This window comes from Motiliproteus sp. (assembly GCF_965230735.1).
Taxonomy (GTDB): Bacteria; Pseudomonadota; Gammaproteobacteria; order Pseudomonadales; family Balneatricaceae; genus Motiliproteus.
In genome coordinates this window covers 107,266-129,566 of the sequence record NZ_OZ246016.1, presented here as the reverse complement: position 1 = coordinate 129,566, position 22,301 = coordinate 107,266, and the positions used below count along the sequence as shown (strand labels likewise).

Annotated in this window: 23 protein-coding genes; 13 read left to right on the top strand and 10 right to left on the bottom strand. The window is 43.9% G+C overall.

The window, feature by feature from the left end:
- Positions 1-13: 13 nt before the first annotated feature.
- The 8 genes from ccmA to ACO05M_RS00570 all read left to right on the top strand — a co-directional run bounded on the left by ccmA (position 14) and on the right by ACO05M_RS00570 (position 7,969).
- Positions 14-670 (top strand): cytochrome c biogenesis heme-transporting ATPase CcmA, encoded by a 657-nt coding sequence (gene ccmA / locus ACO05M_RS00605; protein ID WP_421866668.1) that lies wholly within the window; start codon positions 14-16, stop codon positions 668-670.
- Complete coding sequence (gene ccmB, locus ACO05M_RS00600; protein ID WP_421866666.1) at positions 670-1,371, top strand: heme exporter protein CcmB; 702 nt, start codon at positions 670-672, stop codon at positions 1,369-1,371. Before ccmA ends, ccmB begins: the two co-directional genes overlap by 1 nt.
- A 64-nt stretch (positions 1,372-1,435) precedes the next feature.
- Entirely contained in the window at positions 1,436-2,191 is a 756-nt protein-coding gene (locus tag ACO05M_RS00595; RefSeq protein ID WP_421866664.1) for a heme ABC transporter permease, read from the top strand.
- Positions 2,191-2,406: a heme exporter protein CcmD gene (gene ccmD / locus ACO05M_RS00590; RefSeq protein ID WP_421866662.1), complete on the top strand. Its 216-nt coding sequence runs from the start codon at positions 2,191-2,193 to the stop codon at positions 2,404-2,406. The genes ACO05M_RS00595 and ccmD overlap by 1 nt, the downstream gene beginning before the upstream one ends.
- On the top strand, positions 2,403-2,882 hold the full coding sequence (locus tag ACO05M_RS00585; RefSeq protein WP_421866659.1) for a cytochrome c-type biogenesis protein: 480 nt from the start codon (positions 2,403-2,405) through the stop codon (positions 2,880-2,882). Before ccmD ends, ACO05M_RS00585 begins: the two co-directional genes overlap by 4 nt.
- Positions 2,883-2,921: 39 nt before the next feature.
- A complete protein-coding gene (gene zipA / locus ACO05M_RS00580) occupies positions 2,922-4,697 on the top strand; it encodes a cell division protein ZipA (RefSeq protein ID WP_421866656.1) in 1,776 nt (591 codons plus the stop codon).
- Between the two features lie 38 nt (positions 4,698-4,735).
- Positions 4,736-6,028, top strand: a complete 1,293-nt coding sequence (gene ligA, locus ACO05M_RS00575; RefSeq protein ID WP_421866653.1) for an NAD-dependent DNA ligase LigA — start codon at positions 4,736-4,738, stop codon at positions 6,026-6,028.
- A 3-nt stretch (positions 6,029-6,031) separates the two neighbouring features.
- Complete coding sequence (locus tag ACO05M_RS00570) at positions 6,032-7,969, top strand: BRCT domain-containing protein (RefSeq protein WP_421866650.1); 1,938 nt, start codon at positions 6,032-6,034, stop codon at positions 7,967-7,969.
- A 119-nt stretch (positions 7,970-8,088) separates the two neighbouring features.
- Here the strand turns inward: ACO05M_RS00570 and ACO05M_RS00565 are convergent, their stop codons facing one another.
- Positions 8,089-8,622, bottom strand: coding sequence for a dihydrofolate reductase family protein (locus ACO05M_RS00565; protein ID WP_421866648.1), 534 nt, complete (start codon positions 8,620-8,622; stop codon positions 8,089-8,091).
- A gap of 120 nt (positions 8,623-8,742) precedes the next feature.
- Between ACO05M_RS00565 and ACO05M_RS00560 the strand changes: the two genes are divergently transcribed.
- Positions 8,743-9,291, top strand: a complete 549-nt coding sequence (locus ACO05M_RS00560; protein WP_421866645.1) for a TetR/AcrR family transcriptional regulator — start codon at positions 8,743-8,745, stop codon at positions 9,289-9,291.
- Positions 9,292-9,453: 162 nt separating this feature from the next.
- Here ACO05M_RS00560 and ACO05M_RS00555 read toward each other — a convergent pair whose 3' ends face one another.
- Positions 9,454-9,807, bottom strand: coding sequence for a hypothetical protein (locus ACO05M_RS00555; protein WP_421866642.1), 354 nt, complete (start codon positions 9,805-9,807; stop codon positions 9,454-9,456).
- 126 nt (positions 9,808-9,933) lie between these two features.
- Entirely contained in the window at positions 9,934-10,575 is a 642-nt protein-coding gene (locus ACO05M_RS00550; RefSeq protein WP_421866638.1) for an NIF family HAD-type phosphatase, read from the bottom strand.
- A gap of 13 nt (positions 10,576-10,588) precedes the next feature.
- On the opposite strand from ACO05M_RS00550, the gene ACO05M_RS00545 reads away from it, so the two are divergent.
- Complete coding sequence (locus ACO05M_RS00545) at positions 10,589-10,882, top strand: helix-turn-helix domain-containing protein (protein ID WP_421866635.1); 294 nt, start codon at positions 10,589-10,591, stop codon at positions 10,880-10,882.
- Positions 10,883-11,036: 154 nt separating this feature from the next.
- Here the strand turns inward: ACO05M_RS00545 and ACO05M_RS00540 are convergent, their stop codons facing one another.
- From ACO05M_RS00540 to ACO05M_RS00510, 7 genes are all read right to left on the bottom strand, one after another.
- The gene (locus ACO05M_RS00540) at positions 11,037-12,824 is read right to left on the bottom strand and encodes a DUF2326 domain-containing protein (protein ID WP_421866633.1); all 1,788 of its coding nucleotides are present in this window, start codon (positions 12,822-12,824) and stop codon (positions 11,037-11,039) included.
- Complete coding sequence (locus ACO05M_RS00535) at positions 12,821-13,060, bottom strand: ABC-three component system middle component 8 (protein ID WP_421866630.1); 240 nt, start codon at positions 13,058-13,060, stop codon at positions 12,821-12,823. Before ACO05M_RS00535 ends, ACO05M_RS00540 begins: the two co-directional genes overlap by 4 nt.
- A complete protein-coding gene (locus ACO05M_RS00530; RefSeq protein ID WP_421866627.1) occupies positions 13,041-14,027 on the bottom strand; it encodes an ABC-three component system protein in 987 nt (328 codons plus the stop codon). The genes ACO05M_RS00535 and ACO05M_RS00530 overlap by 20 nt, the downstream gene beginning before the upstream one ends.
- A gap of 264 nt (positions 14,028-14,291) precedes the next feature.
- A complete protein-coding gene (locus ACO05M_RS00525) occupies positions 14,292-15,656 on the bottom strand; it encodes a hypothetical protein (protein WP_421866623.1) in 1,365 nt (454 codons plus the stop codon).
- On the bottom strand, positions 15,656-16,183 hold the full coding sequence (locus tag ACO05M_RS00520; protein ID WP_421866620.1) for a hypothetical protein: 528 nt from the start codon (positions 16,181-16,183) through the stop codon (positions 15,656-15,658). Before ACO05M_RS00520 ends, ACO05M_RS00525 begins: the two co-directional genes overlap by 1 nt.
- Positions 16,184-16,185: 2 nt before the next feature.
- Positions 16,186-18,183: a hypothetical protein gene (locus ACO05M_RS00515; RefSeq protein ID WP_421866617.1), complete on the bottom strand. Its 1,998-nt coding sequence runs from the start codon at positions 18,181-18,183 to the stop codon at positions 16,186-16,188.
- A 1-nt stretch (position 18,184) separates the two neighbouring features.
- Positions 18,185-20,320, bottom strand: coding sequence for a hypothetical protein (locus tag ACO05M_RS00510; RefSeq protein ID WP_421866614.1), 2,136 nt, complete (start codon positions 20,318-20,320; stop codon positions 18,185-18,187).
- Positions 20,321-20,452: 132 nt separating this feature from the next.
- Here ACO05M_RS00510 and ACO05M_RS00505 point away from each other — a divergent pair, with 132 nt between their 5' ends.
- From ACO05M_RS00505 to ACO05M_RS00495, 3 genes are read left to right on the top strand one after another with little or no spacing between them, the layout of a single operon-like run.
- Positions 20,453-21,598: a helix-hairpin-helix domain-containing protein gene (locus ACO05M_RS00505; protein ID WP_421866611.1), complete on the top strand. Its 1,146-nt coding sequence runs from the start codon at positions 20,453-20,455 to the stop codon at positions 21,596-21,598.
- Positions 21,598-21,831: a YheU family protein gene (locus tag ACO05M_RS00500; protein WP_421866609.1), complete on the top strand. Its 234-nt coding sequence runs from the start codon at positions 21,598-21,600 to the stop codon at positions 21,829-21,831. Before ACO05M_RS00505 ends, ACO05M_RS00500 begins: the two co-directional genes overlap by 1 nt.
- A gap of 32 nt (positions 21,832-21,863) precedes the next feature.
- Entirely contained in the window at positions 21,864-22,238 is a 375-nt protein-coding gene (locus ACO05M_RS00495) for a BRCT domain-containing protein (protein WP_421866606.1), read from the top strand.
- Positions 22,239-22,301 lie beyond the last annotated feature (63 nt).

Below are 22,301 nucleotides of genomic sequence, written 5' to 3'. Positions count from 1 at the left end.
AGGCTTTGTCATTTTGTCTACCCCCCTGCTAGAGGTCCAGGACCTTTTCTGTGAGCGTGATGAGCGGGTGCTGTTTGAAGGGTTGAACTTCTCCCTTGAAGCGGGAGAGATCATCCAGGTTGAAGGACCCAACGGTAGCGGCAAGACCACGCTGCTGCGAATTCTCAGCGGTCTGTCCCAGGCGTTCGAAGGCGATATCCTTTGGCAAGGCGAGCCGATCGATGAGGTGCGCGATGATTTTCTGTCCGACCTGCTCTATTTCGGCCATCTGCCGGGGGTCAAAGCGATCCTGACTCCGGAGGAGAATCTGCGCTGGTACTGCGCGCTGCATCCCCATACCCGTACCGAAGGGATCAGCGAGGCGTTGGCGAATGTGGGGCTTTACGGTTACGAGGATGTGCCTTGCCACTCGCTATCGGCAGGCCAGAACCGGCGGGTCAGTCTGGCGCGGCTGTACCTGAGTGATGCACCGCTGTGGGTGCTGGACGAACCCTTTACCGCGATCGATAAACGCGGCGTGGCCCGCAAAGAGGCGCTGATTGCCGAGCATGCGGCCAATGGCGGCAGTGTGATACTCACCACCCACCACGAACTGGCGATTCGCGATAATCTGCGCAAAGTGACGCTTGGTGGCCAGGCGGGGCCGGGCGAACGGGTGGAGGGACTCTGATGGCGAACGGAAGCGAGCGCGAGATGTCGCTGAGCCGGGTGTTCTGGATCACCCTCCGACGTGATCTGATGCTGGCCTACCGTCGGCGCAATGATCTGGTCAGTCCGTTGATGTTTTTCCTGATGGTGGCGACGCTGTTCCCGTTGGGCGTCAGTCCGGACCCGCTGTTTCTGTCCGAAGTGGCCGCCGGGGTGGTCTGGGTCGCGGCGCTGCTGGCCACGCTGTTGTCGATGGACAGCCTGTTTCGCTCCGATTTTGACGACGGCTCACTGGAGCAGATGCTGTTAAGCCCGCAGCCGCTGTCGCTGCTGGTGTTTGCCAAGATCTGCGCCCACTGGATGATCAGTGGCTTGCCGCTGACGCTGATGGCGCCGTTGCTGGGTTTGATGCTGTTCCTGCCCCAGGAGGGGATGACCACGCTGGTGCTGAGCCTGCTGTTGGGGACGCCGACCCTGAGCCTGATCGGTGCGATCGGCGCCGGTTTGACCGTCGGTTTACGCAAGGGCGGGGTGTTGATCTCGCTGCTGGTGTTGCCGCTGTATATTCCGGTGTTAATTTTTGGAACCGGAGCGGTACAGGCAGCGTCTACAGGGTTACCCGTGGGGGGCTATCTGGCCATCCTCGGGGCGATTTTGGCGTTGGGAATGGTCCTGGCGCCGCTGGCGGTGGCCGCAGGGCTGCGAATCAGCGTCAGTGACTAATCCGCCGGAACGGCAATGAGTTGTTTGTAAACCGCTGGCTGCAGCGGTTGTTTGAGAGGTAACGATGGCGAAAAGTTGGAAGATGCCGACCTGGTTCTACCGGTTGGGTTCACCGCGCTGGAGTTTCGAGATCATGGGCAAGCTGTTGCCCTGGTTTGCCGTTGCGGCGGTGGGCTTGATGATCGGCGGCGTGATCTGGGGATTGGCATTCGCCCCGGCGGATTATCAGCAGGGCAACAGTTTCCGGATTATCTATATCCACGTCCCGGCGGCGATCCTGGCCCAGTCCTGTTACCTGCTGATGGCGGTGGCCGGTGCCATCAGCCTGATCTGGAAAATGAAGGTTGCCGATATGGTGGCCAAGAGCTGCGCGCCGATCGGTGCCACGCTGGCGCTGCTGGCACTGGCTACCGGCGCGATCTGGGGAAAGCCGACCTGGGGCACCTGGTGGGTCTGGGATGCGCGGCTGACCTCAATGCTGATCCTGCTGTTCCTGTATATCGGTGTTTACACCCTGCACTCGGCGATCGAAAATGAGATTACGGCCGGTAAGGCCGGTGCGGTGTTGTCGCTGGTCGGGGTGGTCAATATCCCGATCATCAAGTACTCGGTGGAGTGGTGGAACACCCTGCACCAGACCTCAACCTTCACCATGACCGAGCGTCCGGCGATGCCGCCGGAGATGTATCTACCGCTGCTGCTGATGGTACTCGGGTTTTACTGCTTCTTCGCCGTGGTGCTGATGTTGCGGACCCGGGCGGAGATTCTGGAACGGGAAAAACGCTCCGGTTGGGTTCGTGAACTGGTGGAGGCAAGCTGATGTTTTTTGATTCCTTCAGTGACTTTCTGGCGATGGGTGGCCACGGCTTTTATGTCTGGTTGGCCTACGGTATCGCCGTGGCGATCATCGTTTATAACGTGGTCAGTCCACTGCTGCGCAAGAAACAGTTTATCGAGCAGCACAAGCGTCGTCTTAAGCGTGAGCAGCGGCTGGCCGAGCGCCAGGCGGCTGCCGAGAGTGGAGAACAATCATGAGCGCGATGACCCAATTGCGTGGGCTGCTATTGGCACTGTTACTGATGCCGTTCAGCGCCTGGGCAGTGATTGATACCTACGAATTTGCCAATGATCAGCAGCAGGATCAGTACAAGGTGCTGATCGAAGAGCTGCGTTGTCCCAAGTGTCAGAACCAGAATCTGGCCGATTCCAACGCCCCGATCGCAGCCGACATGCGGCGCGAAATTCACCGGATGGTGACCGAAGGGCAGACCAATCAGGACGTGGTTGATTTCATGGTTGCCCGCTATGGCGACTTCGTCAATTACCGCCCCCGTCGCGATTCCAGTACGCTGGTACTCTGGTATGGGCCGATCGGTATGCTGCTGTTGGGTGCCGTGGTGGTGTTGATGTTGGCCAAGCGCAAGCGTAGTGATAAAAAAGAACAGCAAACCGATGCCGGCAAGGTGGATCGGGACAAGCTCCAGCGTCTGCTTGATAAGAAAGACGACTGAGTTATCACAATAAAGAGAACGAGCGAGACGGGTTAAAGCATGGGGATGCAAGACTGGCTATTAATTGCTGGCGGAGTCATTTTGGTGACGGTGATTGCCGACTTGATTCGACGTTATCTGCAACGCGACAAGCTGCGTCTGAAAATTGATAAACAGTTTCAGGATCTCCCGGACCTCGATCCGACCTGTTCGGAGCTGCCCAACGGCGGAGCCCGGGTTGTCACCGATCCTGAGGCTCAGACCGACTGGTCCGCTCGTCCGAATGAGCCCGTCGATGACACTTCTCAGCAGCAGCCGGAGCCTCGTTTTCAACCACAGCCTGAGCCCCGTTTTGAACAGCAGCCTGAGCCCGATTCTCCACAACCGCTTGAGCCCACTTTCAGCGAGACTGAGCCAACGTTGACTGCGGATCCGGTTCGGGCCGAATCCGAGTGGCAGATTGATCCGATCCTGACCGGCGAGCGTCCGACTGCGGAACCGGAAGTCGATCTGCTGATGGAAAAGGAGTTTCGGGGTGTCGGCGAAGGTGCCCATCGATGGCTTGACCAAACCGAGGCCTCGATGGCCCGCTCCGACAGCACCGAACGGGTCGAGCCGGTTGCCGATCTGGAACCAACGTCCGATGCCGAGCCGCTCGTTGAGTCGGAAATCCCCGATGAGCCGCGCTCCCAGGCGGTTGAAGAAACCTTGGCAGCTTCCGATGCGTCGGTTGTTGAAGCGCCGTTGCGAAATGAACCGCAAGAGCCCGAGTCCGAGACGCTAGAGGCCGTGGTTGCGGATCAGAGTGAGGAACCCGTTGGGTCTGAGGTTGAGGCCAAGACCGAGGCCAAGATTGAAGATAGTGCCGAGGCGTCGGTCGCGGCGACCGAGCCAAGCACTGAAGCCGAACCGCAACCGCAGCCAACAATGGAATCAGAGGCGGAGGACACTAAATCCGAGCCCCAGCTTGCGGAAACCCCCGTCGAATCCGAGCCGGAACAGCCGCCAGCGACCGAACCGAGTAATACGCAACCCAGCCTCAGTGCGGTCGAACCGACGCTGGACCTGGAGCGTCCGGTTCATGAGCTGCTGCAGGAGCAGCAGGCCAATAAGCGGGAACCGCAGTTGGGCGATCTGGACGCGTTGGTGGCCGAATCCGCAACTGCTGAACCCGAGCCCATGCCCGAGGTGGTCGAAGCACCGCCCCGCAAGCCGGCGGCGACCCGGACCCGCAAGCGTAAGCGCAAGCCGCGTCCCGAAGAGCAAACCAGTTTCTTCGATCTGTTACCGGACCTGGCGCCGGAACCCGAGCCGGTCAAGCCGAAGCCCAAGACTCGCCGTCGCAAGGCCAAAGCCGCCGAACCGGTGGTGGAGGCTGCCGCCGTTGTAGAAGACACGAGCGCTCAGGAAGACGAAGTGCTGGTCATCAACGTCGATGCCCGAATTCAGCCCTTCGCCGGCCCGATTCTGTTTAAGCTGTTGAATGCCTGCGGCATGGAGCACGGTGCGATGGAGATTTTCCATCGTCATGAACAGGACAAGGGACGTGGCGCGATTCAATTCAGTACCGCCAACGCCGTGGCGCCGGGCACCTTCGACCCGGCCAACAGCGAGCAGTTCAGCACTCCGGCGGTGACCTTCTTCATGCGGATGTCGGAGCCGGCCGATCGGATGAATGCGTTCGAGTGCATGCTGGCCACGGCTCAGTGCGTGGCCGACAACCTCGGCGGTGAGTTGAAGGATGAAAACCGCAGCAGCCTGCGGACCCAGACCATCGAGCACTATCGCCAGAAAGTCCGCGAGTTCGAGCGTAAGCAGTTAACCCGCCGGGTTTAATCTCCGCTGGTATTTCAGTTACTCATAACAGGCCGCAGATGACCGATCAGACCGTCGAGCAGCAATTGGCGTCGTTGCGCGCCGAGCTTGAAGCCCACAACTACCGTTATTACGTCGAAGACAACCCGTCGGTACCCGATGCCGAGTACGACCGGCTGTTTCAGCAGCTGGTGGCATTGGAGCAGGCCCATCCGGAGTTGGTCAGTGCGGACTCGCCGACCCAGCGGGTCGGGGCCACACCGCTGTCGGCGTTTTCTCAGGTACAGCACGAAGTCCCGATGCTGTCGCTGGGTAACGCCTTTAATGACCAGTCGCTAATCGATTTTGACCGAAGAGTTCGTAAGTTCTTGAAGTTGGACGATGACGCGGTAATTGAATACGGTGCCGAACCCAAGCTCGATGGTATTGCCGTTAGCTTGTTGTACCAAGACGGTCTCTTGGTTCGCGGAGCAACTCGCGGTGATGGTAGCACTGGTGAGGATATAACACTCAATGTAAGGACAATTGGTACAGTTCCGCTGAAATTGCGAGGCGAAGGGTGGCCATACCTGCTCGAAGTGCGTGGTGAGATCTATATTCCTAAGGCGGGTTTTGAAGCTATGAATCGTCGTATGCAGAAGACTGATCAGAAGACTTTTGTAAACCCGCGTAATGCTGCTGCAGGTAGCCTAAGGCAGCTTGACCCTTCTATTACAGCAACTCGGCCGTTGGTCTTTTGTTCCTACGGGTATGGTCTGGTGGAGGATGCTGATGGCAATCCTGTTGAGTTGAGTGCCCACCATACTGAGCTGCTTCATCAATTGAACGCCTGGGGCTTGCCAGTCAACCCGGAGATGAGAGTGTTGGCAAGCATAGAGGCTTGTATCGGTTATTACGAACAGTTACTGCAAAAGCGAGATCAACTTGATTATGAGATCGACGGTATCGTCTACAAGGTTAATGATCGTACACTGCAGCACTCTCTGGGTTTTTCGGCCAGAGGGCCGCGTTGGGCTATTGCACGTAAATTCCCTGCTCAAGAGGAGATCACGCAGCTTAGAGATGTAGACTTTCAGGTCGGACGGACAGGTGTTCTGACACCTGTAGCGCGGCTGACCCCCGTGTTTGTCGGCGGTGTGACGGTAAGCAATGTCACTCTCCACAATATGGATGAAGTGGCGCGACTCGGATTGATGAAGAAAGACTTTGTTGTAGTACGTCGTGCTGGTGATGTGGGTGTCACCTTAGAACATCATGTTTCAAATAGGGCCGAATCCGAAAGTGAAGCTTACAACTTGAATTCCTTTTCACAGGCTTATAAATCAACTAGTCATGCTTGTTTGGGTGTATAAGAGATGATTGAAGTTAATTTTACAGATGAGCAATTAGCTGTTTTTGATAAGCTGGATTTTGAAGTAGATCCTATTGAACTAAAAGGTCTTTTTTCAAAGCCTTCACTGAATGAATATGATCTAGTCTATGTTCTGAAAGTTTCCAATGCTCTTTACCGTGAAGGTGTTGAAGTTATTAATGATGATCAATATGACCTATATATTTCGATGTTAAGGGATATTAATCATCTCAATCCATATCTAAATAGTGTTGAGCCAGAGGTAGTATCTGAGGCAAAAACAGTTCAATTACCTCAGCGAATGCTTTCTACTGAGAAAGCTTACTCATTGGATGATATAAAAAAATGGCTCAAGAGAATCTTAAAAGCGGCTCAAGAAATTAATGTTTCCGAGGACGAAATAAATATTCGTGTAACTCCTAAGCTAGATGGTTATGCAGCTTATGATGATGGGGTGACTTTATATACTCGTGGCGATGGTTATAGAGGGCAGAATGTTACCAGAGCGTTTGATCGAGGTTTGAAAGTCGCTGTAGGTGGGCAGAGGGGGTTGGGCCCTGGAGAAATAGTAATTAAAAAAAGCTATTTCAATAAAGTCTTGAAGAACCAATTTGAAAATTCAAGGAATATTCAAGCAGCAATTATCGCAGAGAAAAAAGTTGACGAAAATGTACAGAGAGCGATTGATAATGGGGCTTGTGTCTTTTATCCGTTTTCAATATTAGAGAATAGAACGGCACACTTCTCTGAAATTCTTTCGAATTTTGATTCGATAATTGAAGAGTTATGGGATGTGCTGGATTTTGATATCGATGGAGTGGTCCTTGAAACAACCCATGAAGCTATTAAAGAACATATGGGAGCGACAAGAAAAAATCACAGATGGCAGATCGCATTTAAAGTGAATGAGGATTCTGCTGACGTAGAAGTATTAGATGTAATACCTCAGACCTCGCGAACTGGACGTATTTCTCCTGTTGCAGAGCTTGTTCCAACAAAATTAAGTGGAGCAACTATAAGCCGTGTCACAGTCCATCACTACAACATGGTGAAGACTAAGCGAATAGGGCGAGGGGCAATAGTAAAAATTGTTAGAAGTGGGCTTGTAATACCTAAAATTGAAAAGGTCCTGAAGGAGTCTGAGCCTCGAATACCTGAGTTTTGTCCGAGTTGTGATTCTCACTTGATTTGGGAGTCAGATCACTTGATTTGCCCCAATAAAAGTGACTGTCCAGCGCAGACAGAAAATACATTGATTCATTTCTTTAAGACACTTGGGAACAACGACGGATTTGGTCCTAAAGTAATAGAGAAACTGAATAATTTCGGGATTAAACATATCCATGAAATATATGAACTTAAGCCCCACCAGTTCAAAATCTATGGCTTTGGACAAAAGACATCTCAAAATTTGTCCGATCAACTTAAAGCTAGTAGAGAAATTCAAGTAGAAGATTGGCGTTTTCTTTCAGCCTTCGGCGTGAGCAGGCTCGGAGGAGGCAATTGTGAAAAATTACTTCGACACCACTCTCTTACAGAATTGTTTACACTTTCGGTTGACGAGATAGTCAGGATAGATGGTTTTGCCCAGGTTAGTGCGGAAGCTATAGTGGAAGGCTTAAATAACATTAAAAAGGAGTTCTTCAAGGTTTACGATCTAGGCTTCAATTTGTTAGTTACAGCAAAGGAGTCAGAGAGTATAGGAGTGGATTCACCGATATCTGATGCCCTTATAGTATTTACTGGTTCAATGCTTCAAGGCTCAAGAAGCGATATGGAAAAGCATGCCAAATCTCTTGGTGCTAAAGTTGGCAAGTCAGTCTCTACTAAGACAACATTCCTTGTCACTGGGGAGCGAGTAGGCGCATCTAAAATTAATGATGCTCAGAAAAAAGGTGTAAGAATTCTAACTGAAAGAGAGTACTTAGACCTGATTGGTTAATTTGATTTAGTTCAGACCAGATCTGACAGTTTTTGTCCGATAAGGTGTAGAAATTCAGACTTAACCTGACAGGCAATGTCCGCTTTGTGCCAGAAGCGGACATTTCATACGACCATCAATTAATTTCTACGCCGATAGTGTGTTTGCACTAGCGCATCAAGACATACTTCAGTTTTTAGGTGTTCAAACTCTAATGGTTTATCCAAGTCACCGAATAACGGAGTTCCTCCACCGAGCAAGATAGGAAATCTAGTTATTGTCATCTCATCAATCAAACCTGCTTCCAGAAAGCTCTGAATAGTTTTGCCACCGTCAACGTACAGCTTTCTATATCCTCTTTGATTAAGAGAAGCTACAACTTGGGCTAATGGGCCTGAAATAATCTCCGCCTTATCTTCATATTCCTCTGGAATGGAGGTGATTGTATTGCTTAATACGAATACAGGCACGGGGTAAGGCCATTCAACATCGAAGCCACAAACGGTTTCAAATGTATTTTTCCCCATCACAAGAGCATCAATGGATGCGAGAAAGTCAGCAAAGCCCAGATCAAGGTTATCTGGGTTAGGAATACTGTGTAACCAGTCCAGACCGCCTTCTTTATCGGCAATGTAGCCATCTAAACTGGTGGCGATATATACAATATTCGACATAAAAACCTCATTAAATACAAAAAAATAGATAGCCACTGACCAAGACTTGCTTGCCAAAATCATTGGATAACAATAAAATTCTACACTGTAGAAAAAAGACTGTCGAGTTGCAAAGTAAGCATGAAAAATAAGAAGCGGGGACGTCCCTCTCAGAATCAAAGCCAATTAACAACAGAGTTAATAATTACAACTGCTCTCAAGTTGCTACAAGAAAACGGCAAAGTTCCCAGTATTAGGCAAATTTCTGGTGTATTGAATGTAGATCCAATGGCGATCTATCATTACTTTTCTAATAAGACTGCACTGCTGGAGGCACTAACAGTTTCTCTAGTTGAGGAAATCTACGACCCCGAAGAGGGCGGGTGTTGGCAAACGGAGCTAAGGCAGCTTTGTAAAACTTATCTAGCTCTATTAGGAGCGCACACGGGTCTACTGGAAACGCTTTTAACAATGGACTCTGATGGGCCTGCCCAGATTTTCATTCAACGTCTAGCTACTGCACTAGCCCCACTACAGTTGGACAACGCAGTTTTCAACGATACCCGAGATTTACTAGTTGATTACATACATGGTGTTGCTTTAGCAATTCAATGTAACCCTGAAAATTTGTCCATAGACTGTATCGATGGCCCTTTAAACTTGATCCTAAATGGGTTGGAGAATAGCTGATTAATGTCAGCTATGTGTCGCTTGCAGATCTTCCAGGAAAAGGTGATTGAGTCCGCTTTTGGCACAAAGCGGACACTCATTTGAGTAAAGCTGGACTTCCTCTCGATCACATCACCGTAGAGCTTGTGTTTTGCCTTGTTTCGGATGATTTTACACATATCTTTAATCATCCTGATCATCAAGGGGGTTGTCTAAACCTATCGAAACATCTTTGACGTATGATTCAAGAGTTGCTTTTATTTCTTCGGTAATGGGTGTTGCTGCAGCCAAGTTCAACTCCCAGAAGAACATTTGATGGCCTACAGCTACCACGTATCGCTTGTGAGCAATCGATACTTTATTTGACTCTATCAATGCTTCAAGTTCAGTTGCAAACTGGTCATTCATCAGAGCTGCGTCTTCAACCCCTTGCCCGACATAACCCACCCAATAGTGAGAGTATTTACCGTCTGGCATAGCGACAGAGGCTGGTCTTGTTGGGGCATATGCATCGGTAAGTGATTCTAAAAGATCCACTCTAATTCTCTTTTTGTAGCGCCGTAACAGCGTTGTTTGAACAGTTTCAGGAACAACCAGTTATTCGTCAGGTTTTAGCTGGATATCGATAATAATTTTCCAACAAACTTACAAATTCAATGATATTCAATTTATGAAGATCTGATCCATTAACTTAAACAAAGCCCTATCCGATAGATCTCCTGAGAATTTAGGAACTGTTAACACGCGGGAAGGTATATCAACTTGTTGAGGATTGTGATCAATAATCCAAATGTCATTAATGCCACTTTCTGTGAACTCTGACAGTGTCCCTAAGGACTTTTTATAACCTAATTCCGTCGGAACACATTGATGCATAGACCAGACACAGTGCCCCATATAAGCTCCAGCCTCAAGACTACAATCATCTTGCTCTGGATCTCCTTGAGCGATAGACAAAGCAAGTAATGCTGCATCAATAAACTGATCAGACTCGCTTGAGTAAATCATCGGAGAACAGTACCTCTCAAGCTCGACAAGAAGTTGTGTTAAGCCAGGCCTTGGGATAATTCTGCACTTTTTAGGCCCATCCTCTTGATAGCTAACCTCAATTGCACTCTCTACCCATTCTTCATCTATATCAGCCAATTCAGTGGCTTTAATCATATAAAAAAGGGTCGAAGTCAGACTTAAGCAAACCGTTGGCTTAGGTATCGAAAAGTCATTCAGATCCTTTTTTCTATCGATAGTTAAGCTGTTTATCTCGACCAAGCCTAATGGTCTACCCGTTGCTTTGCAGATATGCATTAGGATTCCAATCATGAAATTTTGTTGCGATTTTCGCAACATTGTAGCATGCCCATATATATGTTCAATGATTAAAAATGCCCATCATCCCAAGTACATTGCACTGATTGAATGGTTAATAGCATCTAGAAAGAAGCAAGGCCTAACTGTGCGCCAAATGGCAGAGTTGATAGATGAAGACTTTTCTCTTATTACTAAAATTGAGAAAAGGGTCAGAAAACTAAGTGCTATAGAGTATTATCAGTATTGCGAGGCTTTAAAGCTAGATCCTATGGAAGGAATAAATATTATGAAGTCTACCGAATAGAAATAGGGATATATTAAGCTTTTAAGTTCACAGGTCACATAAGAATTTGTGACCTGTGATCTACTAAGGTTATTCTAGTTGTTGTATCCAACTTCAGATATTATGTTTTTGAATAACATAAAGTTTTACAGAATTAATGAAAGTATATAAAAGCTTACCATGATTTCATTTTGAATAATCGCCCTTGATAGCCATCGTCATGTAGCCTAACAGCCACTTCAGAGTCTTTAAAATTAAAGTTGGGAGGTAAGTCCGTATCAATAACCGTTAATATATACTGAATTCCACTATGCTTAGTGACGGATCTGACATACTTCAAAAATTCAATTTTCTTCCTGTTATCTAAGGTTTCTAATCCGCCATCATGGTATAAAAATCTAATAAATTGTGAGTCACTATAAGCTAAGTTAACAGCTAAATCATAACCCATGCACAATATTTTCTTATACGAGTAACCATCACTTTCACCTGTCTGCTCTCCTTTGTTACTCATAATTCCAGCATAAAACTCTAAGTTGCCTTCTCCATTTTGTGTAGTAGATATATAGCCAATTTTATCTAAAACACTTTCCACAAAATCTAGAAAGTTTTCTTTTATTGCATGATAAATGCTTTCTTCTGATTTTATTATTTCTTCTCTATTTGATCTTATGCAATCAACAATATATTCTTTTTCTGTAGAGGCTTCTCTAATTTTATTGTTAACTTCTTTTATTTTTTCACTTAGTGTAAGCTTTCTATGTAATTCAGAAATCTCTGTCCTAAGTTTAATTAACGTCCCAGTAGCTTCCTTATATTTATCGAACGTATTCATTTCGCCAAGGTAAGATATTTTTTTAGATCTCTCTAAATTCAGGTCCTTACATGCGGCTTTGACCTTTTCCAAATTCTCCTCTAGTTCTTCTATTCGGCTGTAGACATAACCTTTTCTTTCCGAGGTGATTTTCTCGTTAAACTCAATTAACTCTGAATATGTCTTTTCGATTTGACCTTCAAATAGAACACCTGCCTCATCAAAAAGTCTTTTTGCTTGAGAAACTCTAAAATCAATATTGCTTTTATCTACGGTGTCCTTTAGCTTTTTGATATTTGAAGACAAATAATAACGTACACTATTTAGATCAGAAAGCTCAGAATCTATATCCTCAACGAGTCTATTAATAGCTTCAACATCTTCCTTGTCAAAATCGAATCTATCTATTTTGTCTTGAAAATCATCAGCTTCTTTAATTTTTACTTTTAAGAGACTGTTAAGAACCTCTTCTTCATCCCCTAATATATGCCCAACTTCTTCTTTCAAAGAAATTAGATTATCTTCGTAAGTTTCAATATCTTTTGCTAAGTCATAATTTCTCTCTAGGATCTCAGCATTAAATCCAAATACGCGACCTAGATATGGCTTCCAATAAATATGTCTACCAAGAAAATTACTTAACTTAAAAATATCTCCGAAATCCTTCTGGCTTCTTAAGGCATAGTTCGTGGCTGTTCTATAATCCCAGGGAGAAATTCGACGTAGATTGAATTCAGCATCTAAAATTAATTTAGCCTTGTCTATAGTTATATCATAATAATCCCAGAAGGATTCATCAGAAAACCTATAGTCTTGGTGCTTTTCTTTATGTCTTTTGATAGATATTTTTGTGTTCTTAGAAACAGCTCTTCTTACAGTTAAGTAACCGCCACTGTTGAGCTTAAACTCCAAGAAAAAAACAAAATCTTTAAAGGTGTCAAAGTATTTAAAAAGAAAAAAATCATTGCTTCTTTTTTTGAGGAGGCAATAATCTATCAACTCCATAAGCTTGCTTTTACCAAGGTTATGAGTATCTTTACCTCTGTTTTCTGGGATTTTTATCTCGGCTAGAACTACATTAAATTCTTCATTAAATTCGATATCATTAAATTCAGCCTTCTTGTTCGAGTAGATCTTTGAAATCTTCATTTTCCTACATACTCAATCAGGTCGTTCTTCTCATGATATTCAATTAATCCCAAAATAAACAATAACCCTAGGGATAACTCCATCAGAGGGGCAGACTTTTCGTTATTTTTCTTCAAGGCGCTATGTAATTCACTATATGTCTCAACCCGCTTTGACTTAATCTTTTTTAAAAGAAATGTGGAAACTGCTATAACAGTAAGATCTGGATGCGAGTTTTTATTTGGAGTAAGCAGCACGACTATCACCTGTAAAGTCTACTTCACCTATGTCACACATGTAGTACATATAATGAAGCATGGCTTTTGTTAATCTTTTATTGGTTTTACAGTCTTGGTCCCTTTTTATAATCAGGTCATAAATGTTTTCTAAAATCTTTTCAAAATCATGATCGTTATTCCTGAAGGACTTGATTCTTTCATCAAGCTCATCCTTGCAGTCTTCGTATTTTTCTTGAAATAAGTAGTTCTCAGGGCGGGATAGAAAATCATTTATTTGGTCAAAAGCAATAATCTTTTTCTCAATAATATTAGCATAGGATTCGCGAACATTATTTAATTCATTTTTTCTTTTAAAGGTGGTTCTTTTTATATCATCTATTTCTGTTTTTCTTTTGTTTTTAACTAATTCATCAATGTTTACTAATTCAGACTTTATCTTTAAAATAACTTCAGCCAACTCATCTGGCTCTATATTCAAGGGCATATCAAAAGCGTTAAGATCAACTTTTTCAGGAATGCTAGGGAATACCTTCAACCAACTTTCCATCAACTCAACACCGACCAGCATTAAGTTAGATTTATTAAGTCCAGTTTCCAGGCTTAAAAAATTTAATATATTTTCATTGCTTTGCGCTGGTAATTTCCTATTTGCAAATAATATATAGTTTTTCATATCATCATTTGCAATCAGCTTCTTTATCTTTGAGACTTCTTGATTTAGTACAGAACTATCAGCTCCAAAGAAATCGTTATCTGAATATTTCTTATTATACTCAATAGTATGCTTAGCCTGAATTACTGTTAATCCTTCCCAAGGATTTCTCCTGCTTGGGAGCTCATTGGCGATACCATCAAATCGAGCATCACGCCCGCCATCAACCCCGTCAGAGAATTTTTGAGTTCCTAGTCCAAAAAGCTCAAAACATAATTGTAAAACAAGCTCTTCAAACTGGTTATGTGAAATTTCGGAATAGTTATATTTCATGATATGTGTATGGAATTCCTTTTACCTACATACATGGATTATCCACATTTAAGACAGTTCCATCAATCCAATAATGACTATCTATATGATTTTAGTGGATTTTACTCTTTTCTTACTACCCGTTAACACATTACAACTTTAATGTAATAAGTCAGATGCAGCTGTAATCATCTAAGTTGCTCGCACCTTTCGACACAGGAAAATCGAAGTCATTAGGGAGAGAATAGCAGCCAATACACAACCCTTATGTCCGAGTAATATCTATTACTCGGTGTTTAGTATAGAAATCCTTCGAAGTTCTGAAAGTGTAGTTAGTATAGAATCCAGCGCCTCATTTCTATCTATCTCATCAGAGGTAAGGTCGTTTGCAATTTTTAGCATGCGCTTAAGTCTAACTTTAATCTGGGTGGGCATCTGGCTATCTTCCGATGGTCCATCTGGTTGATTCATCTCACTTGCAAGGTGGATGTAGGACGATAAAGTGTCGTTAGATGCGTGCATAGTGATCTTTCGGCATGCATTTGCAGCAACCGTCAATATGTTATGGAAGCTTCCAGAATCTGCTATTTTTTTAATAGCTTTTGCTACAGTTAGAGTGATGAATCTATGGCGGAAAGAGTGATTGCTGAGGTGTCTAAGGTCGCGACAGTATTTACTTCCATTGATGACTTTTTTTGCATAGTTCTTTAGGTAACTGGACTTGATGGCTTTGCCACTTCTAGAGTCCACGAAAATTGCATCATGGCTGATATCAGGAAACATGCTCTCTACAATCTGAATGTGCCAAAGTAGAACCTGAATATCTTCCTTTGTTGTTACAACTTCTCGATGCTTTCCTTTGTATTTACCTTTTGAAATGGGAATGTTTCTTATTACTGGATTCTTATTGCTACTAAGAAGGCCTTTTGCTGCCTCCTTAATCATTGACCTAGTGATTTGGTGTACTTCACTAATTCTAGAACCAGTTATATCAAGTAGCGTAGTGAATGCTTGCCATCTACTAAGAAGGAAATCATCTACATCTGGATGGTAGGTGGTGCAATTAATAGCATCAAGCCACATTTCTAATTGATAGTCACGAATGTACTCTACATCTGTGCTTATATGAATTAGTCCCTGTAAGCAGCTATGATCTAAAAAGGATATTTCGATATTACCTTTTTTGAAAAATTTCGTAGTGTAGTGGACTCTATAATCCCCTGCGTCTTTGTTATCACAGCAAGCGAGTCTTATCTCTGGTTGTATGGCAGAAATATAGGCTATGTACTCAATAGCCAGCCTGACATGCTTTGTAATAGTATCGTCGTTAACGCCTCTGTCTTTCAGATGGTCAACAAAAAGATAGAGAGTGCTGTCATCTACTTCAGCAATATCACTAGCTTCTAGCTCTAGAAATGAACAAAATAGATTTAAGCTATATGCTTTTTTAATAACTGTGTTAGCAAGAGGCTTTATATTGTATGTACTTGCACCTCCTCCGCTGTTTGTAAGAAACGAGTTAGCATTCCAATCAAAACTACCGTCTTCTTTTAAGATCATTGGGAGCTTGCAGTTGTGCTGATCATTAGGGCGGCTACTCGTTAAAATATTGCCAAGGTTAGGTTGACTAGCAATGACTACTTTTGACATTACTTAACTTCCCAAACACGTTGCTGGCCAAGTATTTGTGCTTGGTCTAGGATTAATTGTCTAATTGCATCATTTATTTCTTGATCTTCACGGAACCTTTCAACTAGTTGCATGTAAGCGCGATATACTTCAGCTAAAGCTCTTTTCAGGTCTTCGTTTTCTTGGCGCAGTTGTATAGAAATCTTTTCATTTGATTTGTACAGGCGATTACTGATGATTTCTTTTTGATTTGTAGAAAGTCTCTTGTTTACTTTGATCAGTGCCTTTAGTAGACGAGCATGCGCTTTGGCATTGTGCTCGGTACGCGCTGTATTCCAAGAGCATTTGACGATTCCTAAATTATCATCATTCCATTGAAGAACTGCGGCCTCTGAAATAGTGTTTCCTTTTATATTCAGGGTGGAGTAGATGTCATCGATAGATTCTATGTTGTCTATGAGTTCAGCTTTTTTTAATATTGACTTAGTAATAGCATTTTTCTTTTTTATAACCGCCTCTGATGTTTCTCCAGGTTTATATTGAGACATAGTTAATTTTCCTCCTTATCTGAGAAATAAAAGAAAACATCTTCGCCATCAATTTTGCAAAAACGAACACTTTGGTTCGTTTTTTCTTTGTGCTCAGCAATTAGCTTCTTAACAAGAGGCTCTATTATGGTCGATATTTTAGATGCTTTTCTCGCTTGCTCTACTATTGAGCAGATACTTTCATCTGCGTTGACTTTTTTATGTAATGAGGCTCCTATATTGGCAATTGTAATTTCTGCTTCTTCGATCCATTCATCAGTTGGAGCTAATTCGGCATAATGGAATGTCTCGTTTAAGTTAGAATGACCCATAAACCAAGATAGTTCGTCCAGTCCCTCTTCATGAGAAAAATTGAAATATAGAACTGCAAAGAACCGTCTGAATTGGTGTGTTCTTGGATACCACCGTTTACCATCAGTCAAAGGTGAGTTAATCCAATCCATAAATAAGTCTAAACAGGCGTTCATGTGATCGTCACTTAATGGCTTTTTATGGATTGTTACTTCTATCTTGCTAACGGGAGATGCTGAAATTGATCGGGTTCTTAGACATTGGCCAAAAAGAAAAGAATCATCATCATAAGTTACTAAATTACGCCTTTCTTCGAGAACGTTGATAAATGCAGCGAACTCAAGCCCATAGTCATATATCAGATCTGGTATTGGTCTTTGAGCCTCTTCTAATTCCCATCTCTCAGAGCTTTTGGGTATCCGTAAAACTAGATCAAACAACCCATCTATTGGGGATTGTTTAAAGCAGTCGCGCCTTAGAGTTAAGAGTGATTTGGCTCTTGCAGAGGTAAAGCTGCAGATAAGTATCCAAATAGATGCGGTGTAAAGCTTAGCTGCTGTTTCGAAGGTGATTCCATTATTAAAATCTATTTCTGTTACGTCATGGTAAAATTCATAACCCCAAGAAGTGATATTTAGATCCTTTAGGGTACTTGGTATGGGTGTGTTTTCATAAGCAATGCGTTTGAACTCATTAATAGATTCAAGCGAAGCTGTAGAGCCTTGAGCATTGATTAGCTCCTTTTCTGCTTTACTTAAATCAGAAAAGTATTCTCTGATAGACTCTCCATAGGTGCGACAAAATTGAAGTGAAGCTGATATCGTATGTAGAGTTGTTTGTGCAGGGATTAGAGGTGTTTTATTCGGCTCAATCATTCTATCAAAGAGAGTATTGCCGTTATCAAAAAGATCCATTGATGAATGTTTGAACTTGTATTTTTGAGCGGGGCGAGCGATGAAAAGAGCTTGAAGCTTGGATAATTCGTTCGATATAGTTTTAAATTTTGGTGCTAAATCAAAATCCAGATCAAAGGCATGAGTACATGCATTGGCGTAGTGTCTTTTGTATCCGCTAGGATGGTTAAAGTCTTCATGATGTTCATCTAAGTATTTTGATAGCTTGTTTTTTAGAGTCAAAAACTTTCTGGTTGTAAGTGAGTCTGATTTTTTCAATAATATCCAGTTAATCTCAGGCTTTGATTTCCAGCGACTTAATATAAATTCAAGGCTCTCATCAAAGACAGTTCTTTCAACTTCAAATGATAATAAGTAGTCTTTAAGGTGTTCAAAACTGATTTCGGCTAGGCTTCTTATTGGCTTCTGGTTGTTTTTATTTTGTATCTCGTTTGCATGGAGTATTAAGTAACACACAGTGTTTAGTATGTTCGCAATGCGTTCAGGTCTGGTTATATTTCCTTTGAGATCTAAGTATAGAAGGCTATCCCTTATGTCTTTTAGTAGTGGCTGGTTTGCTTTATCTGTCAGTAGCTCTGTGCTAGATATAGCCTTCGAGAAAGATAGTTTTGCCCCATAATCGTGATTTTCGTTGTAGTCTAGTTCTAGCCCTGTTTTACTTAGTATCCAAACGTTATCGGAAACTTTACTATTAAGCATCCAGCTTGGCTTGGGGTAACAGTCCCTTTCATTTATCTCTGCAATCTTGCTAGGGTCATGTCGTTCTTTATGGGGGGATAATCCTGAATGTTCCATTTTATTCTCCCACAAAATTGTTTATTTTCTTTTCAGCCTGCCTAAGAAGTTGTTTCATGATTACTGGCCCCTCAGAAATTTTTGTAATAGCCGCTAGGCAGTCCTCTTTAAGGCTTTTATCTTCACCTTCTCTAGCATATTTAAGAGCTAACATTATGTTTTTAATTGAAACGCAAAAGTACTTGGTCTCATCTTCAGGCTTGTCTGTAGATTTAAATTTCTCATAAAGCCTCCCGCCCATATCTGGATTTTCAAAAGCTTGCTTTAGTTGGGATTTAAAATTATCACTGGTTAATGAAAGCGATTCTGCTGGAGATTCATCATGTGCTACAGCCATGAATAAAAGGAGGTTTTGAAAAGATCTGATTTTCATCCGAAACACTAATTCTGTAAGGTGTTCAGGTATATACCTTGCAAGAGTCGTTTTTACAGTGTTTCCAAAGTAACTAGCTGTCTTCAGGGAGTCTCCCCTAGAGTCTAGATAGATCCAAACCCCTTTTGATGTGCGAACTTTTTTTAGTGTTGCAGTTCTTAATTGCCCATTTTTTTTAGCCGCTTCCGTTCTTATTTTTTTAAAGGAACCCTGAAAGCTTTCGGGGACAGGTTTTTTTGGAGCCCCTTTTGATGTGCACAGCCAAAGCTCATCTTGTTTTGTCTGTGCCCTTACTCTCTCTGTCATTTCAAGGGCCATTTTTAGGCAGGTGGCTGCATTGATTTTCTGTTCAGGGATATCTTTGAGACTCTCAAGTGATCCAGGCGCGTTTCTTGTTTTGGCGTGCCTGGCTCTGAGCTTTAAAGCTCTCAATCTTACCGAACCATTATCTGTGACTTGGACAAATTCATGCCCGTGGCCATCTGAAGAGACTTTTATGTTGTAAAGCTGGTAAGGATTTATTCCCAATTCTTCAACAATTACGAGCTGCATTGCCGAAGCGACCAGTGTAGTTAACCCAAGACGTTCTCTTACTTCTTCATTGAAGCGAATATCGCTTACGTCATGTTTCGCTGCTCCATCTATGTAGCAGTCATAGAAGTGATCGAAGTAGGCGACTAAATTGTCAGATCGATTTGGTCTGCATCTGCTAAACGGATTTCTCGTTATGGAGCGATTTAGAACATCGTATTCCTCTACTCGCAAATCAGAGCGTTTGAGAAATTCAGATTTATCGCTTCTTGCGATTATCTGTTCTCGATTAGCAAATTTTTCATAGCCTTTGTGGACAATACTTCTCGCTTCTTCAAGTAAGATGCTTAAGTTAGATTCAATCTCTGTTGCGATCTCAAGTATAAAGTCATGAGTGTTTCTAAATAGACTCTCTTGCCTGTCATCATAAATATCCGTAGCGCATAAAAGAGGGTTATCTATCCTCATCTTTTGAGTTTTAGTACATCGTCGCAGGTTGGATGGAGAGTCGGTTTCGTTGGAGATAAGCTTATGTTGTATCAGTACGTTAATAGCATTCTTTACATTCTGAAATTTGCCATAAGCTGAATTTCTAGAGACCTCGCTTAGCAGGTTGTTCCTGAATTTGAGTAATGTCCCTTCGATTACTTTCGGGTGTTCATACCATCTTGGGTGTTCGGCGTGTGCAAAATTTAAAAAGTTGGTTAGCGGATTTCTATGATGCTTTACAATTTTGAAGTTGTAGACGTGTTCTTTTAGTCTCTTTGCTATTGCCTCTGAACAGGCTCTTGATAGCGTATTGTCAAATTCTTCATCTGCGCTGAGGTTTGTACGTTTTATCTTTTTTAGGTGGTCGGCAGGTATTGTCTGCTCTTTGTATGCTTTGTGCGTCGAAAGGCATCTGGGTTTGTCTGGTAGGAGAAGTTCACCAGAGATTAGTCCATTTTCACTTAACAGTGTTGCTAGATTGTAAAGTTCACAGAGTTTCTGTTGAACCACCTCTTTGGTGTAGTTTTGGCATAGATGGGAGCGGATATAAACAAAAGCCCTTGTTAATTCTGCACTGTCATTGTTTCTGAGAGGAGATTCCAGTAGTCCAATGTACGTTACCAGAACATGGGCTATTCTTAGTCTTCCAGCTTGAGTCCTATTACCTGCATACTCTTTAAGGATGTTGAAAGATTCTGTGTTTAGAGAAGTGGAAAGGGAATTGAGCTTTTCATCGATATACACAAAAATCCCCTATTTGAAACTTTCAACTAGAGTGATGATATGTTGTAACAAGGGTGGAATCAACGTATTGTATGATCTTGAGTAATTGAAAGATTATTTTGAAGGTGACACTTTGAAGTCATTCCACAAGTTGTGAAGACAGTACCGGAAAAACGACCGCAAGATGCGGAAGTCATTACTCTCCCGATGCACTGTCCGGTGTGTGGCTCTGATGTCGAGCGGGTTCAGACGGCTACTCGCGAAGGGGTCGCCTATCAGTGCATAGGCCGTTTGTCCTGCGAAGCGCAAAGAGTCCAGTCAATCATCCATTTTGGCTCCCGGAAGGCTATCGATATTGAAGGATTAGGTGATAAACATGTCGAGCAACTAGTTTCACGAAACCTGGTTCGCTCAGCGGCTGATCTTTACAAGCTTACAGCTGTACAGTTAGAAACTTTGGATGGCTTTGCTGAAATTTCAGCGAAGAAGCTTCACCATTCGATTCAAAGCTCAAATGCACCCTCATTAGCCAAATTCCTTTTCGCATTAGGTATCCCAGATGTAGGAGAGGAAACTTCAAAAACCCTGGCCGAACTAGGCTCGCTTGAGAAAGTTGAAAGAGCATCAGTCAAATTGCTGAGCTGGCTGCCGGATATTGGTTTTGAAGTGGCAAATGAGATACGCCATTTTTTCCAAGATAGCCATAACCAAGAAGTCCTTGCAGAGCTGAAGCAGCACTTGGAGTTGCCTCCTGCTTGTGAGGTTTCTGCTCGACTGCGGGGTAGTGTCGGCTTTGCTTCCTTTATTGAGAGACTAAATATTCCTAAATTGGGCCGGGTTAGTGCTGAGAAACTAGCTGAGAATTTTGATGATTTAGCTCAGTTAATAGGGGCCGATGCTAATCGGATTAATGAGTGTGCTATTCCCAAAGCGGCTAAAACTGCACTAATTGCCTTGACTGTGGATGTGACAGCTTGTGCTGAGGCATTGGAGCAAGAGCAGGACTTGCTTTATGCAGGCTTGCATTGGAGCCAGCGGCCGCGGGTAAAGGAAGATGCTTTTCCATTGGGGGGGAAAAGCTATGCCATCACTGGCAAGTTTTCAGCCATGGCTCGACCCGAAGCCAAAGCTCGATTGGAGGCTCTGGGTGCGAAGGTCACTACTGGTGCCCCGACCGGCAAAACCGATGCGCTGATCGCCGGTGAAAAGGCTGGATCTAAGTTGGCAAAAGCTGAGGCACTCGGAATCGAGGTGCTGGATGAAGAGAATCTGCTTGAACTGCTGTCGTTGGAGTCTTGATGCGAATTCCTCATGACCAGCTTAGCGCCGAAGCATTACAGGGGCTGATAGAAGAATTTGTTACTCGCGAAGGCACCGATTATGGTGAGGGTGACTATTCATTGGTTGATAAAGTAGATCATGTGCGTGAGCAGTTGAAGCAAGGGAAAGTGGTCATCTGTTTCGATAGCTACTTACAGACTTGCACCCTTATGACAAAGAAACAGTTTGATGAATTTGAAAGTCAAAGTTAGTCGTCGATAAGGGAGTCATTCAAGGAGGAATTATGGCTAGTGCAAAGCCGACATCAATTTTGAGGTCGAAAACAGACTTAAGTGAAGAAGAGATTGGTCTATTAAGTGACGCTGAGGCGTGGAGGCTGATTTACTCTGATCGAGTAAAGAGGTCTAAAGATTCTCGTTTGCAAGTTTGTTTCACGGGCTTTGGAGCTTCTAAAAGAGAAGCGCTCACGTTATTGGCGGGCGAGAACAAATTTAAGGTAGTAGGTTCGGTAACGAAGAAGCTTGATTATCTTGTTTGTGGTGACAGTGCTGGGCCTAAGAAGATTGAGAAGGCGGAAAGCCAGGGTGTTCAGTCTTTGAATGAAGAGCAATTTGTTGCTTTGGTTGAAACAGGAGTGCTTCCTGCCCCTGTAACCTAATTTATGTATTGGTAAAACCGTATCATCTGCTCATGCTCAGAGTAAGGAAAACTAGGGCGCGTG

What these genes read in the sequence shown, in the direction of transcription:
- ccmB (WP_421866666.1), top strand. Translation starts at nt 670, where the DNA reads ATGGCGAACGGAAGCGAGCGCGAGATGTCGCTGAGCCGGGTGTTCTGG.
- ACO05M_RS00595 (WP_421866664.1), top strand. Translation starts at nt 1,436, where the DNA reads ATGGCGAAAAGTTGGAAGATGCCGACCTGGTTCTACCGGTTGGGTTCA.
- ccmD (WP_421866662.1), top strand. Translation starts at nt 2,191, where the DNA reads ATGTTTTTTGATTCCTTCAGTGACTTTCTGGCGATGGGTGGCCACGGC.
- ACO05M_RS00585 (WP_421866659.1), top strand. Translation starts at nt 2,403, where the DNA reads ATGAGCGCGATGACCCAATTGCGTGGGCTGCTATTGGCACTGTTACTG.
- zipA (WP_421866656.1), top strand. Translation starts at nt 2,922, where the DNA reads ATGGGGATGCAAGACTGGCTATTAATTGCTGGCGGAGTCATTTTGGTG.
- ligA (WP_421866653.1), top strand. Translation starts at nt 4,736, where the DNA reads ATGACCGATCAGACCGTCGAGCAGCAATTGGCGTCGTTGCGCGCCGAG.
- ACO05M_RS00570 (WP_421866650.1), top strand. Translation starts at nt 6,032, where the DNA reads ATGATTGAAGTTAATTTTACAGATGAGCAATTAGCTGTTTTTGATAAG.
- ACO05M_RS00565 (WP_421866648.1), bottom strand. Translation starts at nt 8,622, where the DNA reads ATGTCGAATATTGTATATATCGCCACCAGTTTAGATGGCTACATTGCC.
- ACO05M_RS00560 (WP_421866645.1), top strand. Translation starts at nt 8,743, where the DNA reads ATGAAAAATAAGAAGCGGGGACGTCCCTCTCAGAATCAAAGCCAATTA.
- ACO05M_RS00550 (WP_421866638.1), bottom strand. Translation starts at nt 10,575, where the DNA reads ATGCATATCTGCAAAGCAACGGGTAGACCATTAGGCTTGGTCGAGATA.
- ACO05M_RS00545 (WP_421866635.1), top strand. Translation starts at nt 10,589, where the DNA reads ATGAAATTTTGTTGCGATTTTCGCAACATTGTAGCATGCCCATATATA.
- ACO05M_RS00540 (WP_421866633.1), bottom strand. Translation starts at nt 12,824, where the DNA reads ATGAAGATTTCAAAGATCTACTCGAACAAGAAGGCTGAATTTAATGAT.
- ACO05M_RS00530 (WP_421866627.1), bottom strand. Translation starts at nt 14,027, where the DNA reads ATGAAATATAACTATTCCGAAATTTCACATAACCAGTTTGAAGAGCTT.
- ACO05M_RS00525 (WP_421866623.1), bottom strand. Translation starts at nt 15,656, where the DNA reads ATGTCAAAAGTAGTCATTGCTAGTCAACCTAACCTTGGCAATATTTTA.
- ACO05M_RS00520 (WP_421866620.1), bottom strand. Translation starts at nt 16,183, where the DNA reads ATGTCTCAATATAAACCTGGAGAAACATCAGAGGCGGTTATAAAAAAG.
- ACO05M_RS00515 (WP_421866617.1), bottom strand. Translation starts at nt 18,183, where the DNA reads ATGGAACATTCAGGATTATCCCCCCATAAAGAACGACATGACCCTAGC.
- ACO05M_RS00500 (WP_421866609.1), top strand. Translation starts at nt 21,598, where the DNA reads ATGCGAATTCCTCATGACCAGCTTAGCGCCGAAGCATTACAGGGGCTG.
- ACO05M_RS00495 (WP_421866606.1), top strand. Translation starts at nt 21,864, where the DNA reads ATGGCTAGTGCAAAGCCGACATCAATTTTGAGGTCGAAAACAGACTTA.